A 14,827-nucleotide genomic window follows, 5' to 3' on the forward strand; every position below is an offset into this window, starting at 1 on the left:
TCATAAGGTAGAGGCAGCAATTGAAACAGGAGGGAATCTTATGGAAGTTGATTATTTAGTTGCAGAAATAGGCAGTACTACTACTTTAGTAACGGCTTTTAATGTGCATCGCGATAAGAATGACAAAATTTTTGTAGACACTCCTTTTCAGGGTAAAGCATGTACGACAGTTCTGGATGGTGACGTGAATATAGGACTAAAAAACGCAATAAAAGATATTGAAAATAAAATAAATGAATCGCTTTTGTGGCGAAAAATGTTAGCCACCAGCAGTGCAGCTGGTGGGCTAAAAATTACTGTACACGGCCTCATGGAACAGATGACTGTTAAGGCAGCAAAGGAAGCTGCCTTAGGGGCCGGTGGCATTATTAAAATGGTTACTGCTGGAAAAATGAGGAAGAGCGATATAAAAAGAATATATGACATTGATCCTAATATGATAATGATTGCTGGTGGCACAGATTATGGAGAAAGAGAGACTGCAATTTTTAATGCAGAACTTATAAGTGCAGAAAAGTTTAATAAACCAATAGTGTATTGTGGCAATATTGAAAATAGAGAAGAAATAAAGGAAATATTTGAAGGTCAAGAGCTATATATTATAGACAATGTATATCCAAGAGTAGATGAGTTAAATGTAGAGCCTGCAAGAAAGATAATACAGGATGCCTTTGAAAAAAACATTATAAAAGCTCCAGGCATGAATAAAATTAAGCAACTGGTGGATGGAAGCATAATGCCAACTCCTGGTGCTGTAATGGAAAGTTCAAAAATCCTCTATGACAAAATAGGAGACTTAGTGGTATTAGATGTGGGAGGAGCTACAACAGATGTACATTCTGTTACCGAAGGCAGTAAAGTGATTCTAGATATGTTAGTAAATCCAGAGCCAAAAGCTAAAAGGACAGTAGAGGGAGATTTAGGGATTTTTGTGAATAGCAAAAACGTAATAGAATTGCTTGATATAAGAGATCTTGGAGAATTAAATAAGGAGTATATTGCTGATCATATAAAAGCTATCCCTATTGAAGAAGAGGATATAAAAGCCAGTTGTTTGCTTACTAAAAAAGCTGTAGATGTAGCTGTAAATAGACATATAGGAACTATAAAAAGAAAATACAGCGGGGAAAGCGGCTTTATAGCTTATGGAAAGGATTTATCACAGGTTAAATATATAATAGGAACCGGTGGTGCACTAACAAGGCTTCCTAATGGTGCAAGAACACTCTTAGAAATAAGGTATTTAAAGGATGACATCACTATGCTTCCAAGAAGAGGCGCTAAAGCTTTAATAGATAAGGATTATATAATGGCCTGCGCAGGAGTATTGAGCAAAGAAGATAAGGAGGCAGCAGAAGCGCTTTTAAGACAGAGCTTAAATTTAGATAGCATTATTAAAGAGCTTGAATAATTAATTAGCATTTAATAGTAAAAGGAGAAGCTATTATGAGGAAGGAGTACCCTTGTATAGATGTAAATCTTTCAAAAGTGACACACAATGCAAAGCAGATACTATCTTTGTGTAATAAAAAAGGAATAGATGTTATTGGAGTTACTAAAGTTTTTTGTGCGGAGTCCCCTATAGTACAGGCTATATTAGATGGGGGGATCACAGACATTGGAGATTCAAGAATACAAAACTTAAAAAAGATGAGTAATTTAAGCTGTAGAAAAACTTTACTAAGGATTTCTATGGAAAGCGAAGCGAAGGAAGTTGTCAGGTATAGTGATATAAGTTTAAATTCTGAATTGGATACTATAAAGACCTTAGCAAAAGCAGCTAAAAGATTAGATAAAAAACACAATATTATATTGATGATAGATGTTGGAGACCTGAGAGAAGGTGTACTTGAGGAAGATGCTGTTGCTGTAGTTGAGGAAATATTAAAACTAGACAGCATAAGTCTTATAGGTTTAGGCACTAATGTTACATGCTACGGTGGAGTTCTTCCGGATAAAGATAACCTAGGCAAACTTATAAGATTAAAAAATGAGATTAAAGCTTTATGTAATATAGAGTTACCAATAATCTCAGGTGGTAATTCAAGCAGTCTTTATATGGTTATGGATAATACTATACCAGAGGGAGTTAATCAATTAAGAGTTGGTGAAGGTATTGTATTAGGAAGAGAAACATCCTTTGGGAAATTAATACCTGGTTGTTATGATGATGCTTTCATATTAAGTGGAGAAATAGTAGAAATAAAAAATAAGCCAACTGTTCCTAAAGGAAAGATAGGTATGGACGCTTTTGGCCAAAAACCTAGTTTCGAAGATAAAGGAATACGAAAAAGAGCTATTGTAGCTATAGGTAGACAGGACATAAAAGTAGATGGACTTATTCCTTTGGATAATAATATAAGTATTTTTGGTGCTAGCAGTGATCATTTGATTTTAGACGTTACAGATAGTACAAGACATCTTAAGGTAGGAGATATCATAGATTTTAAAATGGATTATGGATGTCTTCTTGCTGCTATGACTTCATACTATGTAAAAAAATATTATGAAGAAGAACTGGCTTTAGCTAGTATGTCTTAAAAGGTAAAAATTAAATTAAATATATTTAGGAGGAATTATTATGAAAAGAAATGTAAGAGTTGTAATTTGGGGATTTGGAGCAATGGGTAGTGGTATGGCAAAAATGCTTTTAAAGAAAAAAGGTGTAGACATTGTTGGAGTATGTGCTAGAGGTCAAAAAATAGGAAAGAGTATGTATGAATTATTGGAAATGGAAAGAGGAGATAGACCAGAAGTTATAATAAATCCTGATATTGAAAAAATATTAACTGAGACAAATCCAGATGTATGTCTTTGTGCTACAGATTCATTTACAAAAGAAGCATTTCCAAAATTAAAGGTTGTACTTGAAAATAAAGTAAATGTAATTTCAACAGCAGAAGAAATGGCATATCCATATGCTCAAGATCCAGAGGTTGCTTCAGAACTTGATAAAATTGCTAAAGAAAATGGGGTTAGCATACTTGGTACTGGTATAAATCCAGGTCTTATGATGGATCTACTTGTGCTTTGCCTAACTGGATGTATGGAAGATGTTGAACATATTGAAGCAAAAAGAGTAAATAGTTTATCACCATTTGGACCATTTGTTATGAAGGAACAGGGTGTTGGTACTACTGTTGAAGAATTTGAGAATGGAGTTAAAGATGGTACACTTTCTGGACATGTTGGCTTTGCTGAATCAGCAGCAATGATTGCTGATGGACTTGGCTGGAAGATTGAAAAATTTGAGCAACAAGTGAAACCTATAGTTACAACAATTGACAGAAAATCACCATTTGGATTTGCAAAGGCTGGAGATGTTGCTGGTGTTAGTATGACAGCTCAGGGATGGGTAGATGGAGATGTTAAAATAGATTTAATTCATCCACAGCAGATTGAACCAGAAATGGAAGGAACAGAAACAGGAGATTATATAACAATTAAGGGAAACCCAGCTATTCATATGGCAAACAAGCCAGAAGTTGATGGAGGAATAGGAACAATTGCTATGTGTGTAAATATGATTCCTCACATAATTAATGCTGATGCAGGCCTTAAGACAATGATAGATCTTCCAGTTCCAAGAGCTATTATGGGAGACTTTAGAGACTTTATAAAAATAGAGAGTAATTGTCTTAAAGAATAGTATATATAGGTAAAAATAGTGTTATGAATAATACAGAAAAGCCAGCTTCCTTTGAAACATAATAAGAATAGCTGCAAAATTTGCAAGTGATAATGATAACTATATTGTAGTAGTTCTATATAAATTTAATTTTGAAAGTGAATAGAAAATATTGACGTATATATCATATGTCAATATTTTCTGCTCATAATTAAATAATTTAATAAAAATGGGGGGCATAAAATTGAGATTACAAGAAAAAATTTATAGCACAATAAAGGAATTAGTATCAGTTCCAAGTGTATCAGGTACAGAGGGTGAAAATCTTATATCTCAAAAAATATACAATATATTATCGGAAATTCCTTATTTTAAAGAAAATAAGAATAATTTCGGACTAGGAGAAATAGAAGGAGATTCTTTAGGAAGAAAATTTGTATGGGCTCTTGTAAATGGAAAGTATGAGTCAAAAGATACAATAATATTAACAGGACATATAGATGTAGTTGAAGTAGAAGAATATGGACAATTAAAAGATATTGCTTTTAATGTAGAAGAATGTACAAAAAGAATTAATGAGTTAACTTTAGACAATGAGGCACTAGTAGATCTTAAATCTGGCAAATGGATCTTCGGAAGAGGAACTGCAGATATGAAATCAGGGATTGCTATAGATATTGAGATGATAAGAGAATTTAGCGAGAATAGAAATTTCAGGGGAAACATATTGTTTTTAGGAGTACCAGGAGAAGAAAGTAATTCTGAGGGGATGATAGCCTCAGTTCCTTTTCTTGTAAATCTTCAGGAGAAAATGGGATATAACTATGTTGGTGCAATTGTATCTGAATGTAGTATACCTAAAAATAAAGATGAGAAATTCAAAAGAATATATATGGGAAGTGTAGGTAAAGTAATGCCTTTATTCTTCTGTGTAGGCAAAGAAACACATGTAGGAGAGTCTTTTAAGGGCTTAAATCCTAACGCATTGGTATCAGAAATAAATAGACTATTAGAAGGTAATCCAGATTTCTGCGATAAGGTTAACAAAACTGTCACCCCACCACCTATGGCGCTAAAACAAACAGATTTAAAGGAACTATACTCTGTGCAAAGTCCTCTATTAGCAGCAGCATATTATAATATATTAACCCTTAATATGTCAGAGGAGAAGATTATAAGCGATTTAGAAAAGTTAGCATTTAAGGCATTTAGCAATGTTTTAAATAGTGCTAAAGAAAAAAGAGAAAATTATATGAAAATGTACTGTGAAGAAACTCAATATATTGAAGTGGAACCTTGTGTTATGTCTTATAAAAAATTGCTTTCAGAAGTTAAGGCAAAGAATAAAGATTTTGAAAGTTATATTAAAGAAAAAGTTGAGATTTGGAAAAAAGAGAAAAAGGACAATCAAACCATAGCCATAAATATAGTAAAAGAAACCTATGAAAAGTATGAAAATAAAAGGCCTATGATAATAGTTTCTTTTATTCCTCCATACTATCCTCATAGATATTTAGAAGATAAAGATGAAAAGAGTAGAAAATTTATAGATGCTATAAATGCAACAATAGAATATGCTGATGAAAAATTCAATGAAAAAATTATTAAGGATGATTTTTTCATGGCTATATCGGATCTAAGCTATGCAGGGTGTGACAAAAATATAGATTTAGATAATCTGTCTTCTAATATTGTTGGATATGGAGTGAATTATGATTTGCCATTAGAAGATTTAAGTAAACTTGATATTCCATGAGTAGTATTTGGAGGAGAAGGTAAGGATTTTCATAAGTGTACTGAAAGACTAAATGTGACCTACTCTTTAAATGTAATACCAGAGCTATATAAGCACATAATTAACTCTCTTCTTAGTGTGCCTGTACATTAGCGATGTTAATATTAAAGGTGTATAGGAATAAATTGTATGTTTAATTGGTTTAAGTTATAGGGCATTGGTAAATAAAAATTTTTTAATAAATTTAAGGGGGCTATTTTATGAACATATTTAGAAAAAGGAGCGTAGCGGACTTTAAAGAGGCGATAGAAGGTAGTGGTCTGAAAAAACAACTAACTGCATTTGATATAGCAGCTCTTGGGATTGGATCAGTAATAGGAACTGGTATATTTGTTGCTACAGGTCAGGGGGCACAGCTGGCTGGTCCTGCAGTTACAATATCCTATATAGTAGCAGCAATAACCAGTGCCCTATGTGCTCTTACTTATGCAGAACTTGCTACCATGTTTCCAGTTGCGGGAAGTACCTATTCTTATACCTATGTTGCTTTTGGTGAGATTATAGCATGGATAATTGGTTGGAACTTGATACTTGAGTATACTGTTGTTGCGGCGGCTGTTGCATCAGGATGGTCATCAACTTTAGTTGGAATTTTTGAAGCTTACAACATTCATTTACCTGCAATGCTAATAAAGTCTCCACTGGTTGGTGGAATGGTAGATTTACCTGCTGTCTTAGTTATTGCTTTTATAACATGGCTGCTTTATATTGGTGTATCTGAAAGTGCAAAAGTAAATAATATAATAGTTTTTATAAAGGTATCTGTAATTATTGTTTTTATAGTTCTTGGAGCAACGCATATAAATGTTGCTAACTATCATCCATTTTCACCTTACGGAACTAAAGGAATAATGTCAGCTGCTGCAATTATATTCTTTGCGTATATAGGCTTTGATGCTGTTTCTACTGCAGCAGAAGAAACAATCAACCCTAAAAGAGATATCCCCCTTGGCTTAACTATTTGTTTAACTGTAATTATCATATTATATGTAGCTGTTTCATTAACACTTACAGGAATGGTTCCTTTTAAAGAAATTGATGTAGATAATGCTCTTCCTGCTGCTTTGAGAAGAATAGGAATAACTTGGGGTTCAGCACTTGTTGGTGTAGGAGCTGTTATAGGAATGATTTCTACTCTTCTTGTAACTATATACGGACAAGTTAGAATATTCATGGTTATGTCAAGAGATGGATTAATACCGAAATCACTAGCTAGAATATCTAAAAAACATGGAACACCTGGAATATGTACTATAGCAACAGGTGCGTTAACAGCTGTTATAGGAGGATTTTTACCACTGACTGTACTTATGGATTTGTGTAATATAGGAACTTTATCTGCATTTATAATTGTATCTATAGGAGTTATTATTTTAAGAAGAACTATGCCGAATGTAGAAAGAAAGTTTAAATGCCCAGGTGTTCCTTTTACACCGATTTTAACGGTATTATTCTGTTTTTATCTCATGTATAGTTTACCGGGAGTTACTTGGATTAGATTTGGAGTATGGACGATAGTAGGTATAGCAATTTATTTCTTGTATGGAGCAAGACATAGTACATTATGTGATTCAACTAATAATTTAGAGGTAAATAAAGAGGAAAATAAAGAAGAAATTTAAATTGTATGCTTCTATTGTGTAGTAAATAACGACTAAATTCTAGGTGATATTTGATTTTAAGGTACATGATATAGTTGGTTTGTATTTTTGTGTTTTATAAACATTAAAAATGAAAGGGGTGTTTATAATGTCAGCAAATAGTAATTCTATATTTAGAACTAAATCTATTGAAGATTTATTAGCAGGGGCGTCAGGTGACAGAGCACTTAAAAAGGTTCTTGGACCAGTTGAATTGGTATTTTTGGGGATTGGTGCCGTTATTGGTACTGGAATATTTGTACTTCCGGGAGTTGCGGCTGCAAACTATGCGGGACCAGCGTTGATTCTTTCATTCATTGTCTCAGGTCTCACTTGTGTGTTCGCCTCTTTATGCTATGCAGAGCTTGCAAGTATGATTCCTATTGCAGGTAGCGCATATACATTTGGCTATGTTGGACTAGGTGAAATTTGGGGATGGATTATAGGATGGGATTTGGCTCTTGAGTATATGATAGGTTTATCAACTGTTGCAGTGGGGTGGTCAGGATATTTGGTAACACTTTTAGGATCATTTGGAATACACTTTCCTGCAGCAATATGCAATCCTTTTGGCCAGAATGGTGGAATAATTAATTTACCAGCAGTTCTTATTGTATTTGTTATGATGCTGCTGTTAATAAGGGGTATTACAGAGAGTGTTAAGTTAAATAATTTTCTAGTTATACTTAAATTAGGTGTTATAATTCTATTTATCATTTTAGCAGTGGGACATATTAAACCAGCTAACTGGAATCCATTCTTCCCCTATGGTGTTGGTGGTGTATTTAAAGGTGCGGCAGTTATATTCTTTGCATATGTGGGATTTGATGCAGTTTCCTGTGCAGCTGAAGAGTGTAAGAATCCACAGAGAGATTTGCCAATTGGCTTAGTTGGTTCTCTTATAGTTTGCACAGTATTGTATATACTTGTTGCAGCTACACTGACTGGAGTTCTTCCTTATCTTATATATAAGACTACAGCAGCACCAGTTGCATACGCTCTCCTTCAAGTTGGTATTACATGGGGATCGGCGCTAGTATCCGTTGGAGCCGTATGTGGATTAACTTCTGCATTATTAGTTACAATGTATGGGTGCACTCGTATATTATTCGCATTGTCAAGAGACGGATTACTTCCACAGGTATTTTCAACTGTTCATCCTAAATATAGAACTCCTGTAAATAGTACAATATTAGTAGCTATTATATCAATGTGTTTTTCTGGAGTATTACCGGTAATGAGGCTAGCTGAAATGGCAAACATGGGAACCCTTATAGCTTTTATTATAGTTTCAGCATCAGCAATAGTTCTCAGAAAGAGAAGACCTGATATTGAGAGGCCGTTTAGATGTCCGGCAGTTCCTATAATTCCAAGCATAGCTATGATGTTTTGTTTTTATTTAATTTGGGAATTGCCGCATTTTACTAAAGTTGTATTTGCAATATGGATAGCTATAGGAATTGTAATATACTTTGCATATAGTAAATCACACAGTGTTATGGAAAAATCTCAAAAATTGGGAATGTAATATTTATGAGTTCATAGATAACTATAAATTTTAAAAAGATGCTCCTTTATAGTAATGGATACAGATAAAAAAGGTCTATTTAATTTACTTTAAGGGGGCGTTTTATTTTTAAATAAAATGAGTAATAAAATAGAAAAATGGTTATTAAGCCTAATTATATAGGAATCAGAAGATGGCTATTTATCTTCTTTATTTGCTTCAAGCGATTTAAAAAAGGGGAGTAGATAATGTTCAATGAATTTAGACCTCTATGGGCTGAGATAAACTTGGATAATTTTGAACATAATGTAAGAGAGATAAAGCGACTTTTAAAAAATGAAAGGGAATATATAGCGATTGTTAAAGCTGATGCGTATGGTCATGGGGTTATTGAACTTACAAATATACTTTTAGAAAATGGAATAAGATGGCTGGGGGTAGCGATACTAGACGAGGCATTGGAACTTAGGAATGCTGGTATTGATAATCCTATATTGATATTGGGATACACTCCTTCTAATATGGCAAAAATTCTGATAAACAATAATATAAGCCAAACTTGTTTCTCATATGAACTTGCTAAAGCAATTTCGGATGCTGCCGTAGAGATTGGAAAGACAGGTAAGTTGCATATAGCCGTTGACACTGGCATGGGAAGAATAGGGTTTTTACCTAGTGAAGAAAGTGCTGACATTGTAAAACAAATAAGTATGCTGCCAGGAATTAAACTAGAGGGGATGTTTACACATTTTTCTGTTGCGGACCAAAAAGATAAATTATATACTTATGAGCAATATGCAAAGTTTAATCATTTTGTGAATATGCTTGAACGTAGAAATGTAAGGATTAATTTTAAACATGCTGCGAACAGTGCTGCTATAATCGATCTACCAGAAACTTATTTGGACGGTGTCAGACCAGGGGCAATACAATATGGTTTATATCCAGGTGAAGAGATAATGAAATCTAGAATTGACTTAAAACCCGTGATGTCAGTGAAAGCGAATATTATACATGTTAAAGAAGTGGAAGCTGGGACCTCAATAAGCTATGGAAGGAAATTCATAACAGAAAGAAAGAGTAAAATTGCTACCCTACCTGTAGGTTGTGCTGATGGCTATTCATGGCGTTTTTTTAGAAAAGGAAAAGTGATAGTAAAGGGTAAATTTGCTCCTATTATAGGAACAATATGTATGGATCAATGTATGATTGATGTTACAAACTTAGGAGATGTTCAAATAGGAGATGAGGTAATACTAATGGGGAGTGATGGCAATTTAAGTATAACTCTTGAAGACATAAAGGCGATGTTAGGTACTAGCTTAGGTGAAGTAATATGTATGTTTAGCAGAAGGGTTCCGAGGGTATATGTAAGAGGTGAAAAAATAGTAAAGGTGAAGAATTATTTAGCTGTATAAGTCTAATTTCTTAGCAATTGCGAACTACCTAATCCATATTTAAAAAGATTATAGTAAATATGGAAGATGATTTCTGTGCTGAATAGGAGTCATCTTCTTCATTATGCAAAAAAGTTTGCAATATACCAATAAGAATCATTATTCTACACATTATTATTTTAAAATTCAATCTTCGATGATATAATTTACTTAAACAGCTTTTTAAAGAGGAAGTAATTCTGTTTATCCGATGACTACCCGCTCTAATACTCCCCCGCACTCTGTGAAAGCGATTCACACAAAATCATAATTATATATCTCCCAATAATATTAATAAACTAATTGGTTTTACATAATAAGTATATTAGAAGAATTATTTCTATGGGTACGTAGAAATTTGAGTGGTAATGGTTTTTGATTTGTTTAGTCTTAAAATAAAATGGACGAGAGTTATTATTAAGTTTAATTCTTATAAATATAAATGAGGTGGTACCAAATGTTTGAAATAGGTAGTTATTGCGAAATATTAAATAAATCACACCGCAGATGTATCAAATATGGTATAGAAAAGGATAGAGTTTTTCCTGTAAAGATATTTAAAGGTAAAGAATTTAATATAATCTTAGAAAGAAATAATGAGTTGATAAAAGTTGCAAAGCCATTTATGGAAATACTTTATGACTTCTTAAGAGGCTCTGGATTTTCACTATATATAACAGATAAGGATGGTATAGTTCTTACTATAATAGGGGACGAGGATATAATAGAAGATCAAGCAAAAACAGGAATTGTTGTTGGCTCAGATATGAGTGAAAAAAGCACTGGCACTAATGCTATAGGTACAGCGCTTTATGAGAATTGCTCAGTTCAAACTTCAGGAGAAGATCATTTTATAACTGCATATTATGCTTGGACGTGCTCTGCTGCGGTTATTCATAATGAATATGGAGATATAATCGGATGTCTTAACTTAACAGGAAGGCGCCAATTAGCCCATCCTCATACCTTAGGTCTTGTAGCTGCAGCGGTAAAATCTATTGAAAATCAGCTAAAGGTTGAAAAAACTCAAAATGAGCTATTTAAGGCTTATCAATATTTAAATAAAGTCATGAATTCTATAGATTCAGGAATTTTTGCCGTAGACACTAATGGAGCAATAAGAGCTATGAATAATAGTGCATTTAATATGTTAGAGCTTAAAGAGGAAGAGATTATAAACAAAAATGTGGGCAATATTTTAGATAACTGGGAATATATACTTGATCAGCTTAGAACAGGAGAGGCTTATGAGAATAAAGAAATCATGTATTCTGGTAGTGCTGATGGTAGTGGAAAGAAAAGGTTTAATTTAACTGTGTATCCTATAAGAAATAAAGTTGGCAATATAACAGGTATGGTAGGTATGTTTAAGGATATGCAAAATGTATATAATTTAGTTAACAAGTATACAGGTAAGACTGCTACTTATACTTTTGATGATATAGTTGGCAAAAGTGAAAAAATTTTAAAGGTAAAAGAACAATCAAAAGGTATATCAAATAGTCCTTCTACAGTACTTATTCAAGGAGAAAGTGGGACAGGGAAAGAACTTATTGCTCAGTCAATTCATAATAACAGTAACAGAAGAAATAATGGCTTTGTAGCAATAAATTGTGGAGCTATACCGAAAAGCCTTATAGAAAGTGAACTCTTTGGATATGAAGAAGGTGCTTTCACAGGTGCAAAGCGAGGAGGACATCCTGGAAAATTTGAGCTTGCTAGTGGAGGCAGTTTATTTTTAGATGAAATAGGGGAAATGCCTTTGGATATGCAGGTAAGTCTTTTAAGAGTATTACAAGAGGGGTGTGTTACAAGAGTAGGTGGAAGTAAACATATAAATGTGGATGTAAGAATTATCGCAGCTACAAACAAGGATTTAAAAAAGGAAGTAGAGAAGGGTACCTTCCGTGAAGATCTATATTATAGATTAAGTGTAATTCCCATATATGTGCCTCCACTAAGAGAAAGAGAAGGGGATATAGAGATACTTATAAATCATTTCTTAAAAGCTAAAGCTATTAAATTAGGCAAACCTATACCGAAAATAAGATACGATATATATGAAAAGCTTATAAACTATACTTGGCCTGGGAATGTTAGGGAAATGGAAAATTGTATCGAAAATATTGTAAATATGGATGGGAGTACTTCTTTTACTTTTGAAACAAAAATTTTAGAAAAAGAACAATTAAATTATAGTATAGAAGCATTAGAATACAATATGTGTTCCCTAGAAGAATGGGAGAAAAAAGCAATAATTAATTGTATAGATAAATGCAATGGAAATATGACTAAAGCTTCTAAAGTCTTAGGTATAAATAGAAGTACATTATATTCAAAAATAAATAAATTTAAGTCGTTAAAAAAAATGCAAAGTCAACTCTAAAAATGTATAAAAACACAACAGTGTTGTAAAAAACAACAATAATTTTTCTGAAAATGTTGCTTTTTGCAACATTTTTTTACAACGGATTTAAAAATAATAAAATATTGTGTAAATTCAAGGTATTTCAACTTGTTAAAACTTTGGCATGACAATTGCTTATTAAAAATAAGTGTACAAAGCTAAGAAGTGATTGTTAAATATATAGCTTTTGTATAGTGAAAAAATAATTTCATTAATTAAGTATAGTTAATTATTAGGAGGTTGTCGTCATGAAAGGTTTTGCAATGCTAAGTATTAACAATGTTGGATGGATTGAAAAGGAGAATCCAGTAGCAGGTCCATATGATGCGATTGTGCGTCCATTAGCTATATCTCCGTGTACATCAGATATACATACTGTTTTTGAAGGAGCAATTGGAGATAGACATAATATGGTTTTAGGTCATGAAGCTGTAGGTGAAGTTGTTGAGGTTGGTAGTGAAGTTAAGGATTTTAAACCTGGTGATAGAATTGTAGTTCCAGCAATAACTCCAGACTGGAGATCATTAGAAGCTCAAGCAGGATTCCATCAACACTCAAATGGTATGCTTTCAGGATGGAAATTCTCAAACTTTAAAGATGGTGTTTTTGGTGAGTATTTTCATGTAAATGATGCAGACATGAACCTTGCACTTTTACCAGATGAAATATCTTTAGAAAGTGCAGTCATGATAACAGACATGATGACTACAGGTTTTCATGGAGCAGAAATGGCAGATATACAATTGGGATCAAGTGTTGCAGTAATAGGTATTGGAGCAGTTGGATTAATGGCAATAGCAGGTTCAAAATTGCGTGGTGCCGGTAGAATTATAGGAGTTGGAAGCAGACCAGTTTGTGTTGAAGCTGCAGAATTTTATGGAGCAACAGATATCGTAAATTATAGAAATGGAGACATTGTTAAGCAGATTATGGACTTAACTAATGGAAAAGGTGTAGATCGTGTAATCATGGCAGGTGGTGGTGTTGAAACACTAGCACAGGCAGTAGCTGTGGTTAAGCCTGGTGGAGTAGTATCAAATGTTAACTATCATGGAAGTGGAGACACTCTTCCAATACCTCGTTTAGAATGGGGATGCGGAATGGCTCACAAGAAGATAATGGGAGGGCTTTGCCCAGGTGGACGTCTTAGAATGGAGATGCTTATAGACCTTGTAAAATATAATCGTGTTGACTTAAGTAAATTAGTTACACATGTGTTTAATGGATTTGAACATGTTGAAGAGGCACTTTTATTAATGAAGGATAAACCAAGAGATTTAATTAAACCAGTAGTTATAATAGATAAATAATTATTACACTCTCCTTTGTTAATTTTTGTAATCAAGGGAGAGTGTAAATTTAATTTATACTGTATATTAATTTTTATATTTAGGAACAAGAAATAATCTAATGAAAGCATTCAAGGAAGATTATGATACACCTATAAGAGTAGGTCAAAAGGTAGCTGTAGTTGGCGGCGGAAACGTTGCTATGGATGCTGCTAGAACAGCATTAAGACTTGGAGCAGAAGTTAACATAGTGTATAGAAGATCAGAAGCAGAACTTCCAGCTAGAGTAGAAGAAGTACATCATGCAAAGGAAGAAGGAGTAATACTAGACATTCTTACAAATCCTACAGAAATCATAGGTGATGAAAATGGATGGGTTAAGGGCATGAAGTGTGTAAGAATGGAACTAGGTGAACCAGATGCATCAGGAAGAAGAAAACCTGTTGTTGTTGAAGGCTCAGAGTTCATACTAGATGTTGATACTGTGATAATGTCTCTTGGAACATCACCAAATCCATTGATATCTTCAACTACAAAGGGCTTAGAAATAAATAAGCATAAGTGTATAGTAGCAGAAGATGAAACTGGTCTTACATCAAGAGCAGGAGTATATGCTGGAGGAGATGCTGTAACAGGAGCTGCTACAGCTATACTTGCAATGGGAGCAGGTAAAAAAGCTGCTAATGCTATTGATGAATTCTTAAAGTAAAACTTAAATAAAACTCTAATAAAAACAAATAGTTTTTGTTAGGGTTTTATTAATTTAGTAAATAGAATTAAGATATATAAAGAAAACTATGTCTAGCGTATCCATATAATAAAAAATGAGATATTTGAAGGAAAATAAAGTATAACTCACTTAATTTAAAATAATAATACATAGCTTAAATATTTAATGGCGTTAAAGATGATAGAATAACATTCGTCGCTTGGATAAGCGGCAAGTAAATGAACAAAAGTTAACAAGAAAAATGTTGTTGACATTAAGAAATTGTTCATGATATCATGTAAAAGCTGTTAAGAACGACAGAAAATAAAAATCTTTTGAATGTTCTTGACAAGATAAAATAAACATGATAAGCTACGTAAGCGGTCGATAGAGACCGACATGATCCTTGAAAATTA

At 33.2% G+C, this 14,827-nt stretch carries 9 protein-coding genes and 1 pseudogene; all 10 read left to right on the plus strand.

Annotation, left to right across the window (positions count from 1 at the left end):
* Window positions 1–40 precede the first annotated feature (40 nt).
* The gene (locus tag I6U51_RS16395; protein ID WP_211143658.1) at window positions 41–1,411 is read left to right on the plus strand and encodes a GlmL-related ornithine degradation protein; all 1,371 of its coding nucleotides are present in this window, start codon (window positions 41–43) and stop codon (window positions 1,409–1,411) included.
* A gap of 35 nt (window positions 1,412–1,446) precedes the next feature.
* Window positions 1,447–2,541, plus strand: coding sequence for an ornithine racemase Orr (gene orr / locus I6U51_RS16400; RefSeq protein WP_211143659.1), 1,095 nt, complete (start codon window positions 1,447–1,449; stop codon window positions 2,539–2,541).
* Between the two features lie 40 nt (window positions 2,542–2,581).
* Window positions 2,582–3,649: a 2,4-diaminopentanoate dehydrogenase gene (gene ord, locus I6U51_RS16405; protein ID WP_211143660.1), complete on the plus strand. Its 1,068-nt coding sequence runs from the start codon at window positions 2,582–2,584 to the stop codon at window positions 3,647–3,649.
* Between the two features lie 223 nt (window positions 3,650–3,872).
* Complete coding sequence (locus I6U51_RS16410) at window positions 3,873–5,384, plus strand: M20/M25/M40 family metallo-hydrolase (RefSeq protein WP_246517392.1); 1,512 nt, start codon at window positions 3,873–3,875, stop codon at window positions 5,382–5,384.
* Window positions 5,385–5,623: 239 nt separating this feature from the next.
* Window positions 5,624–7,045: an amino acid permease gene (locus I6U51_RS16415; protein WP_211143661.1), complete on the plus strand. Its 1,422-nt coding sequence runs from the start codon at window positions 5,624–5,626 to the stop codon at window positions 7,043–7,045.
* A 127-nt stretch (window positions 7,046–7,172) separates the two neighbouring features.
* Entirely contained in the window at window positions 7,173–8,591 is a 1,419-nt protein-coding gene (gene bcaP / locus I6U51_RS16420) for a branched-chain amino acid transporter BcaP (RefSeq protein ID WP_211143662.1), read from the plus strand.
* Between the two features lie 227 nt (window positions 8,592–8,818).
* Window positions 8,819–9,988, plus strand: coding sequence for an alanine racemase (gene alr / locus I6U51_RS16425; RefSeq protein WP_211143663.1), 1,170 nt, complete (start codon window positions 8,819–8,821; stop codon window positions 9,986–9,988).
* Between the two features lie 475 nt (window positions 9,989–10,463).
* Window positions 10,464–12,392 carry a sigma-54-dependent Fis family transcriptional regulator gene (locus I6U51_RS16430; protein ID WP_211143664.1) on the plus strand — a complete coding sequence of 643 codons (1,929 nt, stop codon included), beginning with the start codon at window positions 10,464–10,466 and terminating at the stop codon, window positions 12,390–12,392.
* A 269-nt stretch (window positions 12,393–12,661) separates the two neighbouring features.
* Window positions 12,662–13,723: an NAD(P)-dependent alcohol dehydrogenase gene (locus I6U51_RS16435; protein ID WP_211143665.1), complete on the plus strand. Its 1,062-nt coding sequence runs from the start codon at window positions 12,662–12,664 to the stop codon at window positions 13,721–13,723.
* Between the two features lie 85 nt (window positions 13,724–13,808).
* Window positions 13,809–14,411: pseudogene (locus I6U51_RS16440) on the plus strand (FAD-dependent oxidoreductase); the annotation flags it as partial.
* Window positions 14,412–14,827: the final 416 nt, after the last annotated feature.

The sequence above is a fragment of the Clostridium aciditolerans genome (assembly GCF_016316925.1).
Lineage (GTDB): Bacteria > Bacillota > Clostridia > Clostridiales > Clostridiaceae > Clostridium_AM > Clostridium_AM aciditolerans.